The sequence below is a fragment of the Rhizobium sp. BK661 genome (genome assembly GCF_024808825.1).
Classification (GTDB): domain Bacteria; phylum Pseudomonadota; class Alphaproteobacteria; order Rhizobiales; family Rhizobiaceae; genus Rhizobium.
In genome coordinates this window covers 1,248,890-1,265,254 of sequence record NZ_JANTYT010000001.1, presented here as the reverse complement: position 1 = coordinate 1,265,254, position 16,365 = coordinate 1,248,890, and the positions used below count along the sequence as shown (strand labels likewise).

Sequence of the window (16,365 nt, the reverse complement as noted above, 5' to 3'; positions counted from 1 at the left end):
CGTTTCCTTACTGGCGCGTGGCGGCAACCGCGATGGCGAGTTGCTGCTCGTAACGTTCGCCGGCGGTATCCAGCGCCAGGATAGCGACTGAAAGAACGACAGCAATCGCGGTGAGCCGGGTGATTATGCTCCGCTTCGTTGACGTCGTCGCACCGAGGCGTTGACGCTTGTCCTGTAGGCGAGTCGCCGTGATGCAGTTCGCCAGTGCAATCTCGAAAAGATTCATCGTCGTCACTCCTTGTTGTTGACGACACTTTGTCGAAGCTGGCCGGTTCGTTTCGACGCGACCTCCCCCAAAAAGATTTTTTTCGCTTGCTGTCGAAATCGCCCTAGGCTGGCCGTCTAGTGATTGACGCAGCCAACGGAGAGCCAACGATGAAATATCTCTGCCAGGTCTGGTTCGAGCCTGTGACGCTTGAGACCATGACCGACGACGAGAAAAGGAACCTCGACAAGGCGTCCCTTGCCTACGACGATGATCTGATCGCGAGCGGGCACATGCTTGCCGCCCACGCTCTGCAATCGCCAAGGAGCGCCATGACTGTCCGCGTTCGCAACGGTGAGATGTCTGTGACGGACGGTCCCTTTGCGGAAACAAAAGAACAACTCGGCGGCTTCATTCTCATCGAAGCAAAAGATCTGAATGATGCCATTCGCGTCGCCGCCGGCATTCCACTTGCGAAACTCGGATCGATCGAAGTCAGGCCGATCTACGACATTCCAGTTCACAAATGAGGGAGACGTCATGAAATATCTCTGCCAGATCTGGTTCGACACGGAAAAGAGCAAACTCGTCCTGCAGGAAGAGTGGGATGCGCTCACGCAGGAGTGCATCGCAAGCGACAATCATTGGGAGGAGCGAGGGGTCTTCCAGGCCGCATTGGCGTTGCGCGCGCCCGAAACGGCCGTCACTGTCCGTAGCAAGCAAGGCGTCACCACCGCAACCGACGGCCCCTTCGCCGAAATCAAGGAACACCTCGGTGGCTTCGTACTGATCGAAGCTGCGGATATGGAAGAAGCCAAGACGATCGTCTCCACGCTTCCGATACTGAGGTATGCCTCGATCGAGATCCGTCCCGGCTATTCCATCAAGGACGGGAGATGATGCTATGCGCTTTGTTTGCCTGATCTACAATTCAGCTGATGTAGATGGTCGCCAGACGGTGGCTGAAACGGAGGCAGTCGTTCGTGCTCACTTCGGCTTCGACGAAGATTTGCGCGATCGTGGGACGCTGATCCACGCCGATGCCCTCGAAACGCCCGACAAGGCCGTTGTCCTTCGGGTGCGCAACAATGAGATCAGCATGACGGACGGCCCGTATGTCGAGACCAAGGAGCATCTGGCCGGTCTCTACGTCATCGATGCCTCTGATATGAGTGAGGCAATAGCCATTGCCGCTGGAATTCCCTGCGCCCGAATTGGAACTGTGGAAGTCCGCCCCGTGAGGATTTTGACACTGCGGGAGTGAAGGTTGGAACATCTGATCGAGGATATCTACCGGACGCAGTCTCGCCGGGTGCTTGCGACCCTCATCCGTCTCCTCGGCGACTTCGACAGGGCCGAGGAAGCCTTGCACGACGCGTTTGCAGCCGCCGCGCGGACGTGGCCACGCGATGGCGTACCGGCGAACCCCTTCGGCTGGCTGGTTTCGGCGGGGCGGTTTCGCGCGATCGATCATATCAGGCGCCGGTCACGATTTGATATGTCGGTGAAGGACATCGAGGACAGCCTCTATGGGTCTTTCGACGAAACGGAGATCGGCGACGTGGAACTGATCGAAGACGACATGCTCCGCTTGATCTTCACGTGCTGCCATCCAGCCATACCAGCTGACGCGCAGATGGCGATGGCTCTTAGAGAAATATGCGGGCTTACGACCGAGGAGATCGCCCACGCGTTTCTCGTCCCCGCCCCGACTGTGGCGCAGCGCATCGTTCGTGCGAAGAACAAGATCCGGTCGGCGAAAATTCCCTACGAGGTCCCCGAACGGGACGAATTGCCGGAACGGTTGGACCGGGTGTTGCATGTCATCTACCTCGTCTTCAACGAGGGCTATTCCGCGTCCTCGGGCGATGAGATCGTCCGGGCAGATCTCACCTCGGAAGCCATCCGCCTTGCGCGGTTGCTCGCGGGGCTCCTGCCACATCCTGACGTCTCGGGGCTGCTTGCCCTGCTCCTCCTGCAGGATTCGCGTCGTGCCGCCAGGCGAAGCCCAGGGGGAAGTCTCATTCTGCTTGCCAATCAGGATCGCAGCCTTTGGGATCATGAAAAGGTTCGTGAAGGTCTTGGACGTCTCGACGGTGCCATGCGGAATGGAGAGGTCGGTATCTATACGCTGCAGGCAGCCATTGCCGCGGAGCACGCCCGGGCCGAGGCGCCGGAGAAGACAGATTGGCGACGCATCGTCGGCTACTACGATCTGTTGCTCTCTGCCCATTCGTCGCCGATTGCTGAGCTTAATAGAGCCGTTGCGGTGGCGATGGTCGAAGGACCAGAAAAGGGACTGCAGTTGGTCGATGCGATTCTGCAGGCTGGAGAACTGGAGAACTATCACCTCGCGCACTCTGCCCGCGCCGACTTGCTGCGGCGGCTCGGCCGGAAGGAGGCCGCAATTGCGGCCTATGAGGCGGCGTTGCGCCTGTGCCAGCAGGCGCCGGAGCAGGCCTTCCTGAGAAACCGCATCTCAGAGCTTTCGGGTGCGGCCCAGAGGTAGCGAGATCGCCGTGCCGGTCAGGGCCGAAACGATGATCAGCAGATGTGCGTTGATGCTTGCTTGTGCCAAGGCAGCGAGGGCTGTCTTCTCGCCGGATGCGCCAAGGGCGACAGCCCCGGCTGTGATCCCAGCGGGATACGTCCCAACGCCGCCTGGAGCATGCACTGGGAGCACCGAGGAAAGCTCGCCGCCAAGCGCCCCTCCGAAGCTCGCGGCCATCGGCAAGACGCCCATCAAGCTGAGCGCCCAGGCGAGCACCAGAACCTTCACGAGCCAGTTGATGACGGTCATCGCCCAAGCACGCCCAAAAGCAGCCGCGTCGATGGGAAGGCCCCTCTCGATTTCTATGACGAGTTTCTGAGCCTTGACTGGCAGGAGCCTGCCGGCAAGCCGAAGCAGCGGCCGCCTCAGAGTAAAAGCAACGACTGGAATCGCCAGAAACGCTGTCCATATCATCCACGCAATCACCTTGTGGGGTGATGCGATTGCGAAGCCTATGCCGGCTGCCGCCAGCAAGGCGTGCAAGTCAAGCAGACGCATGACGAGGAGCGCCGAGGTGCCACGCGCCAGAGGGATGCCGAACTCGGTGCGCATCAACACCGGAAAACTCGTCTCGCCAGTTCGAAACGGCAGCATGATGTTCAGGAGATTGTGGATCTGCGTAATGCGGAAAAGCACCTTGAAACGACCCGCCGTCTCGCGCGGGAAATAATCGTAAATGCGCCAGGTCCGGAGGAAGTAGGTGCTGGTAAGCATGACCAGAGCGCCGACAACCGGGATTACCCCCACCTCGGCCCATTGTCCGAGAATGACCGGCCAGCCCCAGAACCACTGGATGAAAAGAGCATAAGCCACGACGATTGCGATCGTCAGCAACGTCATTCGATTGCGGATAAACCAGGATTGTCGGCTGGCAACAACCGGAAACTTCATATAGTAGGCTTTCCTGACTATCGCGGCGAAAGCCGCCTGCGGCCGTGCGCCTTGTAGGAGAAATCAAACGTGCAGACAACGGTAGACTCGCGTCAAGGCCTCGCGGAAGCGATACGGCCGGTCGAATTGTCGCTGGTGGTGCCCGTCTTCAACGAGGAGGAGAGCGTCGGCCCACTGATCGATCGCATTTGCCTGGCAATGGCAAATTACGCTGATGGCTGGGAGCTCATCCTGATCGACGATGGCAGCACGGACGCAACGCTCGCCAATGCACGCAAGCATATCGGCCGCGAGGGGCTTACCCTGAGGATTGTCGAGCTGCAGCGCAATTTTGGCCAGACCGCCGCAATGCAGGCCGGCATCGACGCCGCGACCGGGCGACTTATCGCCACGATGGACGGCGACCTGCAGAATGATCCGAAAGACATTCCGTCGATGGTCGCCGAACTCGAACGCCGCCAGCTTGATCTTCTCGTCGGCTGGCGCAAGAACCGGCAAGATGGTCTTCTGCTGCGCAAGATCCCATCATGGTGCGCCAACTATCTCATCGGCCGGATTACCGGCGTGAAGCTTCACGACTACGGCTGCAGCCTGAAGATCTATCGTGCCTCGGTCATCAAACAGGTGAAGCTGATGGGCGAAATGCACCGCTTCATCCCGGCCTGGGTTGCCGGCGTCGTACCGAGCTCGCGTATCGGCGAGATGGTCGTAACGCACCATGCACGTCAGCACGGCCAGTCCAAGTACGGCATCTCACGCACATTCCGCGTGATCCTCGATCTGCTCTCGGTCATGTTCTTCATGCGGTACAAGGCACGGCCGGGTCACTTCTTCGGCTCGCTAGGTCTTGGCCTCGGTGCAATCTCAGTCCTTGTCATGCTTTACCTGCTCTTCGACAAGTTCGTCATGGGTGACGATATTGGTACACGTCCGCTGCTGATGGTTGGCATCGTCTTCATGCTTTCCTCGGTCCAGCTGATTACGACCGGCATCCTCGCCGAAATGATCGCCCGTACCTACTACCGCGACGACACGTCACCGAACTACATCGTCCGCCAGATCTTCGATGGAAGTGAGAATGCGTAGTCTGCTGGCTCGCAAGCCGGACACTGTTGTCCTACTGCTGGCGGCATATTTTGTTATCAGTTTTGTCGTTCGCCTGCTCGTGCCAAACGGGCTGCGAGTGGATGAATCCCAACAAGCGTTCTTCTCTCAATGGCTCGTGGCTGGATACGACACTCAGCCGCCGCTCTACAACTGGTTTCAGGCCATCGTCGTGTCGGCGTTTGGGCTGTCTGTCGTAACGATTGCCGCAGCCAAGAACCTGATCCTGTTTTTTCTTTTCCTGAGCTACTACAAGCTCGCAAAACTCGTACTCGACGATCGGTTGTTTGCCGCCATCGCGACGCTCTCGCTGTTCGCGATTCCGCAGGTTTTCTGGCAAGCTCAAAGGGACCTGACCCATACGGTCGCCCAGATGCTGATGATCAACCTGCTGCTCTACAGCATCATCAAGACGCTGAAGGCACCGTCGCTGCTTTCCTACGCGATGATCGGCGTCACGCTTGGCCTCGGCATGCTGACGAAGTACAACTTCACTCTCGTCGTGCTCGCAGCACTGGTTGCGGTATTCCTGCATCCGGTCGGACTGAGGCGACTACTCGACTGGCGCTTCCTGTTGTCGGTGGCGATTGCGGGCCTCATCTTCCTGCCACATGGCCTTTGGCTGATCGACAATCTCGGCCTGGCCGCAACCCGCACGCTCCATACCATGGCACAAGAAGCGCCGACCAGTGCGCTCGCGAAGCTGATCAAGGGGCCGACCGAGTTCTTTGGTCAGGTCCTGGTGATCTTGGCGCCGCTCGTCGCGGTTTATGCAATCATCTTCGGCAAAAAGTTTCTCCGCAGCCTGCGACCGACCACCGTTTGGGCTCACTTTTTCGACACCATATTCCTGGTGATTGGCTTGCAGGTTCTACTGCTGGTCTTCGCCATCGGCATAACATCCATGCGCGACAGGTGGGTGCTGCCCCTTCTCTTCCTGATGCCGATCGCCTTTTGCCTCAAGATGCAGGCACGGGATATTCGGCCGGAAGACTTCGCAAAACGCTTCTTTATCGTCCCGCTCGCGGTGATGATCGTCGTCCCGTCGCTTATTTTAGTCCGAGCGCACGCACCGACGCTGTTCGGTCGACCTGAGGCCTACAACGCGCCTTACGAAGAGTTTGTCGGCAAGATCGTCGCGGAGGAAGGCAAGCGCCCGGGGCTGGTGTTGACCGATGGGTGGCTCGCTTCAGGAAACCTGCGCCTGCAACTGCCCGATGTTCCGACACTATGCACGTTCTTTGGCAATCTGCTTGTTGACTACGAGTGGACAGCTGACAAGCCGATCCTCGCTGTTTGGCTCCCATCCCGGGAGACCACCACGCCGCCGCCGGAACTGGTTGAGTGGATCCAACAAAACCTTGGTCCGCAATACGGTACAGTCACCGTGAAGAACACGAGCATCGGATACATCGGCGGGCGACCACAGGACCAACGCCTCTTTGGTTACGCCTGGATTTATCCTCGCTGACGTCTGCGCTTAGCTGCGCAGTTCCCGCCATGCTGCATCAAGCGCGATCTTCGCGATGCGCACCATTTCGTCCACCTCCTCGTGGGTGATGACAAGCGGCGGCGAAGCAAGCATCCTGTCTCCCGTGGCGCGCAGGACAAGTCCACTTGCGAGAGCATGATTGCGGACCAGCGCGCCAATCGCATCCGGCTTTTCGAAGCGGGTGCGGCTTGCCTTGTCGGCTGTCAACTGAAGCGCTCCCATGAGGCCGACATTGACGGCCTCTCCGACGAGATGGTGCTCGCCAAGCGCTCCCCAGACCTTGCCAAAATAGGGGCCAATGTCGCTTCGAACGCGTTCGACGAGCTTTTCATCCTCGATGATACGGAGATTTTCGAGGGCTGCGGCGGCACAGACAGGGTGGCCGGAATAGGTAAAGCCGTGGTTGAAGTCTCCGACCTCGTTGATCAGCACCTTAGCGATGCGGTCACCGACGAGGACGCCACCAATCGGAAGATAGCCCGACGAAAGCCCCTTGGCGATCGGCGCCAAATCAGGCTCGACGCCGAAATACTGGTGGCCGAACCACTCCCCGAGACGGCCGAAGCCACAGATCACTTCATCGCAAACAAGCAGGATGTTGCGTGACTTGCAGATGCGGGCGATCTCCGGCCAATAGGTCGCCGGCGGGATGATGACACCTGCAGCCCCTTGGATCGGCTCTGCCACGAAGGCCGCGACATTCTCCTCGCCGAGTTCGTCGATCTTCACTTCCAGCTCGCGGGCCACCTTGAGGCCGAACTCAGCCGGTGAGAGGTCACCGCCCTCGCCGTACCAATAAGGCTGTCCGATATGGACGATGCCCGGTATCGGCAGGTCGCCCTGTTCGTGCATGTATTTCATGCCACCGAGGCTAGCGCCCGCGACGGTCGAACCGTGATAGCCGTTCTTACGAGCAATGACGGCCTTCTTCGAGGGTTTGCCGACCGCGCTCCAATAGACGCGCGCCATCCGGAACCATGTGTCGTTTGCCTCGGAACCCGAACCGGTGAAAAACACGTGATTGAAATGCGGCCCGGCATGGGATGTGACTTTTTCGGCAAGCAGCGTCGTTGGTGTCGTCGTCGTGCCGAAGAACGTGTTGTAGTAGGGCAGCTCGTTCATCTGCCGTGCGACGGCGTCGGCGATTTCCTTGCGGCCATAGCCGACGTTGACGCACCACAATCCGGCAAATCCGTCCAGATACCGTTTGCCCTGATTATCCCAGATGTAGACACCCTCGCCGCGTTGGATGATGCGCGTGCCGTCAGTATTCAGCTTCCGCATGTCCGAGAAAGGATGGAGGTGATGCGCCGCGTCGATGGCAGCGAGGTTTGAGCGTGCGTAAGTATCGGACATGATTTGCAAAACACCTTCGGAATTGAAAGCCTCATCTCAATAGGCTACGAGCTTGGCCTTCTCCGAGGGGATTTTCAAGATCATGGCAGAGGACACGGATCACGGTACAGCAGCGAGCGGTAACGCGCGCATCGAGCTCCTGCTCGTCGGCATGAATGGCGACCTGCGCGGCAAGCAGATTCCACTCGACGCCCAGAACAAAATCTGGGCCGGCGAAGTCCGCCTTCCCTCCTCCACGCAGTCGCTCGACATCTGGGGCGATGACAACGATGACATCACTGGCCTCTCGCTTTCCGTCGGCGACCCGGACGGCAATTGCATTCCGGACGAACGCAGCCTGACGCCAATGCCATGGGCGCCGGAAGGGTCAATGCAGGTCCTTGCAACGATGCATGAATTCGACGGCACGCCAAGCTTCATGGACCCTCGAGCGATTCTTGCCTCAGTGCTGAAGCGGTATGATGAGCGCGACCTCACACCGGTTGTGGCGACTGAGCTGGAGTTCTACGTAGTCGATCCGAACTGGCGTGAGACTGGCCGCCCCTCGCCGCCGGTCAGCCTCACCTATCAAGGGGAAGCGAACGGCTTTCAACTCTACGACATGAGCGCTGTTGATGCGCTCGATGACTATCTGCAGACCGTGCGCGCCTATGCAAAGGCGCAAGGGCTGCCGGCCGATGCGACGACGGCGGAATTCGGCCCCGGACAGTTCGAGATCAACTTGCTGCATCGACCAGACGCGCTCGCGGCAGCCGACGACTGCATCTATCTGAAGCGCATTGTGGAACAGGCTGCACGCAAGCACGGGCTGAAATCCACCTGCATGGCCAAGCCATACTCCGATCATGCCGGCTCCGGCCTTCATGTACATGCCAGCGTCATCGACAAGGACGGACGGAATATTCTGGATGCCAAACATGGTGAACCGCGCAAGCTGAAATCCGTCTGCGCCGGCCTGCTTCAAACCATGCGCGAGGCGCAGCTCGTTTTTGCGCCGTTTGCCAACTCCTATCGCCGCTTCCAGCCCGGCTCGTTCGCTCCCGTCGACCTCACCTGGGGATACGGCCATCGAGGCACCGCTGTCCGCATACCCGATCTGAACGGCCCAGCCGCTCGTATCGAACACCGCGTGGCAGGCGCCGATGCAAATCCCTACTTGCTGCTTGCCGCTATCCTCGGGGGTATATTGCTCGGCATCGATTTCGAGCTTGACCCCGGCGAGGAGACGACGCCATCCCATACACCTGGACACACGGCACAACTGACGCACGACTTCCTGACGGCAGTCGACGCTTTCCGTCTCTCGCCGTTCATCGCCGACATATTCGGCGAGCCCTATCAGAAACTCTACGGCGACACGAAGCGCAAGGAGGCCATCACCTACCTGCGCACAGTCTCGGATTTCGACTACCGCACCTACCTGTCTCGTCTGTAATGGTCACCCCTGGAAGCGGGCCGAGGGTTCATTTGAACCGACCGCAAGGCGGCCGACCCGAATCCGGCAGATGATTGCAACTGCTAGGGAGCAATCTCGCGTCGCTCGGCCTCATCAACCTGCGCTGCAAGTCCTTGCCGGACCAATACCTTGAGTTCGCCGGGATGCAGTTTCAGCGTGACGTCACGCTCTAGCGGACGCAATTCGCCATCCATCACGCAGTTCGCCTTTGAAGGCAGCTTCGGAAAGTGCAAATGCACCTCCGCGGGATGCATGACCATGACGTCTGCGTTCTCCCTCACCTTGCCTCGCAAGAGGTCAACCGCGAGACGCGCGACGCCGATCGGTTTCAGCGGCTTGGCGGTATAGAACCCCAGTTCGCCGCTGGTGAGGCAGTCTGCATAGAGCAAGGCGTTCTGACCGAAGGGGTTGTTCGAAATCGACACCGCGGAAACTCGGCGACGCTCATAGACGCCCCCCGCTGCAAACTCCACCTCGAATTCGGGCGGATTGAACACGACGCCAAGAGCGGCACGAGCGCTTGCCCCGATCTTTCCAAAACGCGAGCGGTAGGTATAGGAATTTCGATAGCGCACCATGCGCGCATGAAGTCCGGCTGAAAATTGGTGAATGAATGGCCGACCATTCGCGCTGGCGATGTCGACGTGATCGACTTCGCCAAAGGCCAGCGTCTCCAACGCCATCCAAATGTCGAGCGGAACGCGCAGCGAGCGTGCGAAGAGGTTCATTGTCCCGGCCGGCACGACGCCAAGTGCAATTCCATTCTTCCAGGCTATCGAAGCTGCCGCGGAAATCGTCCCGTCGCCGCCACCGGCGACGATGCCATCGATATCGTCACGGCGGGCGGCCCGTTCCATGGCTGGCACGATCTCCTTGCCGGAAAAGACGATCGCATTGAAATCGTGGCCGGCCTCCCTGAACACGGCTTCGGCCCGGTTTTCATAGGCTTCCATATCGGTGGTCCTGAAAGTCCCGCCATCGCGATTGAAAAAGCCAATAAGTTTCATATGGTTCCCGTTGTCCGCAGCAAGAAGCGACGACCTGTCCAGCGCTGCTAAGAGATGGTTCTTACACCCACGATTTCAAGCTAAAGCCTGTTTTACGAACGCCGAGATCGGTAGCAGCACCGCCGAATTTGCAAGGGACGTATGCATATCGGGCGACGCTGCACTGCAGAAAATGCACTCGACGCCTGGCGGTCAATCATCGATAGATGGGATAGTGGAGGATGCCTCCATTTCCCTTCATCTCTGGCCGACCGGTTCTGGCTGCGCCCGCGCCTTGTCCGTACGTCACGCATCGAATGCCAAGGAGTGCCTCTTGAGCCAGGTCGCCGTAAACGATTCCATCGACGTCAATCCGGTAGACACCGCCCCGTCGCCAATGGCTATCGCGCTCGTGCAATTGGCGCTTGCTTGCGGCGGCTTTGGTATCGGCACCGGCGAATTCGCGATCATGGGCCTCCTGCCCAACGTTGCCGACACCTTCGCGGTCACGACGCCGCAGGCAGGCTACGTGATCAGCGCCTATGCACTGGGCGTCGTCGTCGGCGCACCCATCATTGCCGTGCTTGCCGCGAAGATGGCCCGCCGCTCGCTGCTCCTGCTGGTGATGGGCATCTTTGCGATCGGCAACATCTTGAGCGCGATGGCGCCGACCTTCGAAAGCTTCACGCTGATGCGCTTCATCACCGGCTTGCCGCACGGAGCCTACTTCGGTGTTGCAGCGATCGTGGCGGCCTCGATGGTGCCGACGCACAAGCGCGCCCGCGCCGTCGGTCGCGTCATGCTCGGATTGACGGTTGCGACCCTGCTCGGGACACCACTTGCGACCGTGTTCGGGCAGTCACTCAACTGGCGCCTTGCCTTTACGATCGTCGGTATCATCGGCCTTCTGACGGTCGCCCTGATCTGGTACTACGTGCCGCGCGACCGCGTCGCCGAAGGCGCAAGCTTCAAACGCGAGCTCGGCGCCTTCAAGCGCCCACAAGTACTGCTAACGCTTGCGACGGCATCCGTCGGTTTCGGCGGGATGTTTGCCATGTTCAGCTACATCGCGCCCACAACGACACAGGTCGCCATGCTGCCCGAGAGCATGGTCGCCGTGATGCTGATCATCTTCGGCATCGGTATGAATGTCGGCAATGTCGTCGGCTCCTGGCTGGCCGACAAATCGCTGATGGGCACGATCGGCGGCAGCCTCGTCTTCAACATCGTCGTGCTGACCTTGTTCTCCCTGACCGCCGCCAATCCGTTCATGCTGGCGCTCTGCGTCTTCTGCATCGGCTGCGGCTTTGCCGCTGGTCCTGCCGTTCAGACCCGCCTGATGGATGTCGCCGCCGATGCCCAGACGCTCGCCGCGGCATCGCATCACTCGGCGTTCAACATTGCGAACGCGCTAGGCGCCTGGCTGGGCGGCCTCGTGATTGCAGGGGGCTACGGGTTCGCCGCGACCGGCTATGTCGGCGCGATCCTGTCGTTCATCGGCATCTTTGTGTTCGCTGCGTCCCTAAGCCTTGATCGCCGCAGTCGTTGAGTCGGCCGAGACATCCCGAAGATAGCGACCATCGGGCAGGCAGAAGACGTTTTCCTCACCCCAGACGGCAAGCGCCTTGATGACAGGCTTCAACGTCAGGCCAAGTGGCGTCAACGCATAGTCGACGCGCGGCGGAACGACCGCAAAGACCGTCCGCGAAACAAGGCCCGAGCCCTCGAGTTCACGCAGCTGCTTGGTGAGCATCCGCTGAGTGACGGAGGGCAATTTGCGGCGCAGCTCATTGAAGCGCAACGTCCCGCCCATCAGATGGAAGAGGATCACCCCCTTCCACTTTCCATCGAGAAAACTCAATGTCGCCTCAACCGGGCAACCCGGAAAATTGCGGGTCAGCTTGGCGCGGGGAAGCGACATTTGACAGTATCCTTTTTGGTACTACGTACAGAATTTGTGCATTCTTGCAGGTATCGAACATAAGACGCATCTAGCCTCTGTGCAAACGAACACAGGAGTTTCCCATGCGCGCAGTCGCCTACAAGGTTCCCCAGCCTATTTCCGCTGAGACCTCTCTGATCGACGTCGATCTGCCAGTCCCGGAAGCGAAAGGCCGCGACCTCCTGGTCGAGATCAGGGCGGTTTCCGTCAACCCGGTCGACGTGAAGGTGCGCGCCGGCGTGGCGCCGACCAGTGAGGAACTGAAGGTGCTTGGCTGGGATGCTGCCGGCGTCGTGAAGGCAATCGGCCCAGAAGTGACGCTTTTCAAGGTAGGCGACGAGGTCTTCTACTCCGGTGTGATCAGCCGGGCCGGCACCAATGCCGAATTCCATCTCGTCGATGAGCGGATCGTGGGGCATAAACCGAAGAGCCTTGGCTTCGCGTCGGCTGCCGCTTTGCCCCTGACGTCGATCACCGCCTACGAGGCGCTCTTCGACCGGCTGAGAGTGCATGATCCGGTTCCTGGGGCCGCTCGTGCCGTTCTCATTGTCGGCGGCGCCGGCGGCGTCGGATCGATCGCAATCCAGATCGCACGCGCCCTGACCGACCTGACCGTCATCGCGACGGCGTCCCGTCCCGAGACGAGCGCATGGATCAAGGAACTCGGCGCTCACCACGTGATCGATCATGCGCGGCCGATCGCGGCACAGGTCGCAGCGCTTGGCCTTGGCGATCCCGGCTTTGTGTTCTCAACGACGAACACCGACCAGCACATCAAGGAGATCGTGGAAGTGATCGCGCCGCAGGGCCGCTTCGTTCTGATCGATGATCCGAAGATGCTCGACATCATGCCGTTCAAGCGCAAGGCCGCATCGATCCATTGGGAGCTGATGTTCACACGGCCGCTCTTCGGCACCCCCGACATGATCGAGCAACACAAGCTGCTCGAGAAGGTCGCCGAGCTGGTCGATGCCGGCAAGATCCGCACGACGCTCAGCGAGACACTTGGCCCGATCAACGCCACCAACCTGAAAAAGGCGCATGCAATGATCGAAAGCGGACGGACGAAAGGAAAACTTGTCCTGGAAGGTTTTTAACACCGGTCATCGACCGGCGGAGAGTGCCAAACGGGTGCCGCGCCGAGGGTGCGGCATTCTGGCACCAAGCACCTCAAGCGCTTGACTTTTTTGCCGATTGAGACCACCTACAGCCTTACGCGGATTACGCCCGTTTTCCGCGGATATCAACGGAGCCATCATCACGATGCCAAGCGACAGTAGCAGTCGATTGCCTTTGCCGTACGCGGCCCTCGTGCGCTGACCTGACTCTGTCGGGCTCGCCCGTTGGACGCTACGGCGGATCGACGGAAAGGCGAGCTTATGAACATCAATCGCTTCCCACTGCGGGCGGGCCATGCCGCTCGTTTCTTCAGCAGCGATCACCTCGGACCGATCACCACGGCGGAGCGTGTCGAGCAGCTGAACACACTTGAAATATCCGAAGCCGCAGCAATCCTGGTTACGCTGCCGCAGCAAAAGGCCGTGCGTATCCTGGGCCGACCCGAGTTGCATCACGCAGCAGCAATCCTTGCCGACATGCCGGTCGAGCACGCCTCACGGCTGCTGAACGCTCTTGCGAACGACCGTGTTGCCGACCTCTTTCAGGAAATGAACGAGGAAGCTCGGGCCCATCTCTTTTTGCGGCTCGACCGCACGACCTGTCTCGCCGTCCAGCACCTGATGGCCTACCCGCCCCGCACGGCTGGCAGCATCATGACGACGGAGTTCGTCAGCGTGCCGGACACCTGGACGGTCGAGCAGACGCTGGAACATGTGCGCAAGGTCGAGCGGTCGCGGGAGACAGTCTATGCCATCTATGTGCTCGATGCCGTCAGCCGCGTGCTGACCAGCGTCGTCACGCTCCGCCGCCTCATCACCGGCGATCCCGGTGCATCCGTGCTGACTGTTGCGCAGAAGGAAGGGGTTGTGCGTGCCGATCCGCTGATGACGCAGGAAGATGTCGCCCGGCTGATCCGCAAGCATAATCTGCTCGCCCTGCCCGTCGTAAGCGATGACGGCCACATGCTCGGCATCGTCACGGTCGACGACGTGATCGACACGATGATCGCCGACCAGACAGAAGATGCCCAGAAGTTCGGCGGCATGGAAGCGCTTGGCAAGCCGTACATGAAGATCGGCTTCGCCGGGATGATCCGCAAGCGTGCTGGCTGGCTCTGCGCCCTGTTTCTCGGCGAAATGCTGACGGCAAGCGCCATGCAGCACTTCGAAGGCGAACTGGAGAAGGCAATCGTGCTGACCCTGTTCGTGCCGCTGATCATGAGCTCGGGCGGCAATAGCGGGTCGCAGGCAACGTCGCTGATCATCCGGGCGCTGGCGCTCGGGGAGCTCAAGCTCTCCGACTGGTGGCGTGTGCTGCTGCGCGAACTGCCGACCGGCATCGTGCTCGGGGCGATCCTTGGCCTCGTCGGCTTCGTCCGCATTCTGCTCTGGCAGAATATCGGACTCTATGACTACGGCGAGCATTGGGTCCTTGTCGGTGTAACGATCTTCGCTGCATTGATCGGCATCGTCACTTTTGGTTCGCTGGCTGGCTCGATGCTGCCCTTCGTGCTGCAGAGGCTGCGGCTTGATCCGGCAAGCGCTTCGGCTCCGTTCGTCGCGACGCTCGTCGATGTGAGCGGGCTGGTGATCTATTTCTCGGTCGCGCTGCTGATCCTCAGCGGGACGCTGCTGTAAGCATGAAGCGGGGCCTGATCGGCCCCGTTTCTTATTTCGGCTCCGGCAACTTCAGCGCTCCGTGGGTTTTCATGCTTCGAATGGCGAAGTTCGAGCGGATGTCGCTGACATTCGGCAAGGTCAGCAGCGTGTCGGTCAGCAGCCGCTCATAGGCCGCCAGATCCTCGACCACGACCTCCGCCAGGAAGTCTGCCGTTCCAGAAATCAGAAAGCAGGAAACCACTTCCGGGATGGCGAGCAACGCTGCCTCCTGCGCCCGCGCGTTCTCGCGGCTGTGGTGGGCGACCTTGAGTTCGACGAAAACCGTCAGGCCGAGGCCGACTTCCTTGCGATCGATGTCGGCGCGGTAGCCGCGAATGACGCCCGTCTTTTCGAGGTTGCGGATGCGACGCAGGCAAGGCGACGGCGAGAGATTGACCTTTTCGGCAATATCCACGTTGGTCGCTCGCGCATCCTCCTGCAGGCACTTGAGGATCGCCAGATCGAATTTATCCAGATTTGGCATGCTCGATAAAATCCTTATGGAATTTTGGCAGATAGTTGCTCACGCTAACCTTCTGAGGGCAGAGATAGCAAGGACATGCCTGACCATTTCCGCCTAATCTTCTCTCAACCGGGCCACCTCCGGACGATCATGAGAGGAGACATCGATGAGTGCCGTAACCTTTGCCAACAACGAAAAGGCCACCTCGACGACGGTCGGATATGCCGGTGCCGTCGTCACGGTTCTGATCTGGGCTGCATGGATCCTCGCAACCCGCCACAGCGCAGCAACGCAACTTACCACGATCGATATTGGTCTAATCCGCTACGGCATTCCGGCATTGGTTCTCGCGCCTGTCTGGTTGAAGACGGGACTGCTGCCGAAGGGCGTGCCGGTCGGGCTGCTCGTCACGATGGTCGCCGGCGCGGGCGCGGCGTTCTTCCAGCTGACCACGTCCGCCATTCACTCCACGCCGGCTTCGGCTGCCGGTATCCTGCTCGGCGGCTCGATGCCGCTCGCCACCGCGCTCATTGGCGTCCTTGTCTTCCGGGAACGGCCGGACCCCATGCGTGCACTCGGTCTTGTCGCAATCGTTGCGGGCGTGGCCATCTTGCTGGTCTGCAGCCTCGCCGGTGCGGCTCTACCCTGGAGCAGCTTTGTCCTCTTGCCGATGGGAGCAATTCTTTGGGCAAGCTACACTCATGCCTTCCGCCGCTCCGGTCTGACGGCACTGCAGGCCAGTGCGCTCATCGCCATCTGGTCCTTCCTGATCCATGTCGGCTTCGCGGTCATGTTCGGCACCTCGATCGCCAGCGCTCCGTTAACCGAAGTCGGCCTGCAGATCCTGAGCCAAGGCATCCTGTCCGGCCTTGTTGCGACTGTCGCCTATGGGCTTGCTGTTCATGCACTGGGCGGCACACAGGCTGCCGCCTTTACGGCGATCACACCGGTGCTCGCAACGATCGGCGGCGGCCTGCTGCTTGGGGAGGAGATCGGTATCGCAGAGATTGCAGCTGCCGTTATCACAGGCCTCGGCGTGGCACTCTCGACCGGCATCGCTTCGCGCCGATAGCTCGGCCCACGGGTCGGCGGTCACTCCGCCGACCTGTTTCCAGTTTTTGGCAATGCATTGCCTCTTTGCG

Annotated in this window: 17 protein-coding genes; 11 read left to right on the top strand and 6 right to left on the bottom strand. The window is 60.1% G+C overall.

Annotation, left to right across the window (positions count from 1 at the left end; genetic code table 11):
* Window positions 1–7: 7 nt before the first annotated feature.
* Entirely contained in the window at window positions 8–226 is a 219-nt protein-coding gene (locus FHX16_RS06165; RefSeq protein ID WP_183859503.1) for a hypothetical protein, read from the bottom strand.
* 149 nt (window positions 227–375) lie between these two features.
* Here FHX16_RS06165 and FHX16_RS06160 point away from each other — a divergent pair, with 149 nt between their 5' ends.
* From FHX16_RS06160 to FHX16_RS06145, 4 genes are read left to right on the top strand one after another with little or no spacing between them, the layout of a single operon-like run.
* Complete coding sequence (locus FHX16_RS06160) at window positions 376–735, top strand: YciI family protein (protein ID WP_183751713.1); 360 nt, start codon at window positions 376–378, stop codon at window positions 733–735.
* A 10-nt stretch (window positions 736–745) separates the two neighbouring features.
* Entirely contained in the window at window positions 746–1,105 is a 360-nt protein-coding gene (locus FHX16_RS06155; RefSeq protein ID WP_183859507.1) for a YciI family protein, read from the top strand.
* 4 nt (window positions 1,106–1,109) lie between these two features.
* Window positions 1,110–1,469, top strand: coding sequence for a YciI family protein (locus FHX16_RS06150; RefSeq protein WP_183859509.1), 360 nt, complete (start codon window positions 1,110–1,112; stop codon window positions 1,467–1,469).
* Between the two features lie 3 nt (window positions 1,470–1,472).
* The gene (locus FHX16_RS06145; RefSeq protein WP_183859511.1) at window positions 1,473–2,714 is read left to right on the top strand and encodes an RNA polymerase sigma factor; all 1,242 of its coding nucleotides are present in this window, start codon (window positions 1,473–1,475) and stop codon (window positions 2,712–2,714) included.
* Here FHX16_RS06145 and FHX16_RS06140 read toward each other — a convergent pair.
* A complete protein-coding gene (locus tag FHX16_RS06140; protein WP_183859513.1) occupies window positions 2,685–3,647 on the bottom strand; it encodes a lysylphosphatidylglycerol synthase domain-containing protein in 963 nt (320 codons plus the stop codon). The two genes, FHX16_RS06145 and FHX16_RS06140, sit on opposite strands and share 30 nt — an antisense overlap.
* 69 nt (window positions 3,648–3,716) lie before the next feature.
* Between FHX16_RS06140 and FHX16_RS06135 the strand changes: the two genes are divergently transcribed.
* Both FHX16_RS06135 and FHX16_RS06130 read left to right on the top strand, forming a co-directional pair.
* Window positions 3,717–4,733 (top strand): glycosyltransferase family 2 protein, encoded by a 1,017-nt coding sequence (locus tag FHX16_RS06135; protein ID WP_183859515.1) that lies wholly within the window; start codon window positions 3,717–3,719, stop codon window positions 4,731–4,733.
* Entirely contained in the window at window positions 4,726–6,222 is a 1,497-nt protein-coding gene (locus FHX16_RS06130; protein WP_183859516.1) for a glycosyltransferase family 39 protein, read from the top strand. Before FHX16_RS06135 ends, FHX16_RS06130 begins: the two co-directional genes overlap by 8 nt.
* A gap of 9 nt (window positions 6,223–6,231) precedes the next feature.
* Here FHX16_RS06130 and FHX16_RS06125 read toward each other — a convergent pair whose 3' ends face one another.
* Window positions 6,232–7,599, bottom strand: coding sequence for an aspartate aminotransferase family protein (locus tag FHX16_RS06125; protein ID WP_183859518.1), 1,368 nt, complete (start codon window positions 7,597–7,599; stop codon window positions 6,232–6,234).
* Window positions 7,600–7,651: 52 nt separating this feature from the next.
* On the opposite strand from FHX16_RS06125, the gene FHX16_RS06120 reads away from it, so the two are divergent.
* Window positions 7,652–9,034: a glutamine synthetase family protein gene (locus tag FHX16_RS06120; RefSeq protein WP_259126799.1), complete on the top strand. Its 1,383-nt coding sequence runs from the start codon at window positions 7,652–7,654 to the stop codon at window positions 9,032–9,034.
* Window positions 9,035–9,117: 83 nt separating this feature from the next.
* Here the strand turns inward: FHX16_RS06120 and FHX16_RS06115 are convergent, their stop codons facing one another.
* A complete protein-coding gene (locus FHX16_RS06115) occupies window positions 9,118–10,062 on the bottom strand; it encodes a diacylglycerol kinase family protein (protein WP_183859522.1) in 945 nt (314 codons plus the stop codon).
* A 313-nt stretch (window positions 10,063–10,375) separates the two neighbouring features.
* Between FHX16_RS06115 and FHX16_RS06110 the strand changes: the two genes are divergently transcribed.
* A complete protein-coding gene (locus FHX16_RS06110) occupies window positions 10,376–11,590 on the top strand; it encodes an MFS transporter (RefSeq protein ID WP_183751738.1) in 1,215 nt (404 codons plus the stop codon).
* Here FHX16_RS06110 and FHX16_RS06105 read toward each other — a convergent pair.
* Complete coding sequence (locus FHX16_RS06105) at window positions 11,564–11,962, bottom strand: helix-turn-helix domain-containing protein (RefSeq protein WP_183751740.1); 399 nt, start codon at window positions 11,960–11,962, stop codon at window positions 11,564–11,566. The two genes, FHX16_RS06110 and FHX16_RS06105, sit on opposite strands and share 27 nt — an antisense overlap.
* Window positions 11,963–12,066: 104 nt before the next feature.
* Between FHX16_RS06105 and FHX16_RS06100 the strand changes: the two genes are divergently transcribed.
* Both FHX16_RS06100 and mgtE read left to right on the top strand, forming a co-directional pair.
* Window positions 12,067–13,080, top strand: coding sequence for a zinc-binding alcohol dehydrogenase family protein (locus FHX16_RS06100; RefSeq protein ID WP_259126797.1), 1,014 nt, complete (start codon window positions 12,067–12,069; stop codon window positions 13,078–13,080).
* A 282-nt stretch (window positions 13,081–13,362) separates the two neighbouring features.
* Window positions 13,363–14,739, top strand: coding sequence for a magnesium transporter (mgtE, locus tag FHX16_RS06095; RefSeq protein WP_259126795.1), 1,377 nt, complete (start codon window positions 13,363–13,365; stop codon window positions 14,737–14,739).
* A gap of 31 nt (window positions 14,740–14,770) precedes the next feature.
* On the opposite strand, the gene FHX16_RS06090 is transcribed toward mgtE, so the two are convergent.
* The gene (locus FHX16_RS06090; protein WP_183859530.1) at window positions 14,771–15,244 is read right to left on the bottom strand and encodes an Lrp/AsnC family transcriptional regulator; all 474 of its coding nucleotides are present in this window, start codon (window positions 15,242–15,244) and stop codon (window positions 14,771–14,773) included.
* A 145-nt stretch (window positions 15,245–15,389) separates the two neighbouring features.
* On the opposite strand from FHX16_RS06090, the gene FHX16_RS06085 reads away from it, so the two are divergent.
* Complete coding sequence (locus FHX16_RS06085) at window positions 15,390–16,295, top strand: DMT family transporter (RefSeq protein ID WP_183859532.1); 906 nt, start codon at window positions 15,390–15,392, stop codon at window positions 16,293–16,295.
* Window positions 16,296–16,365: the final 70 nt, after the last annotated feature.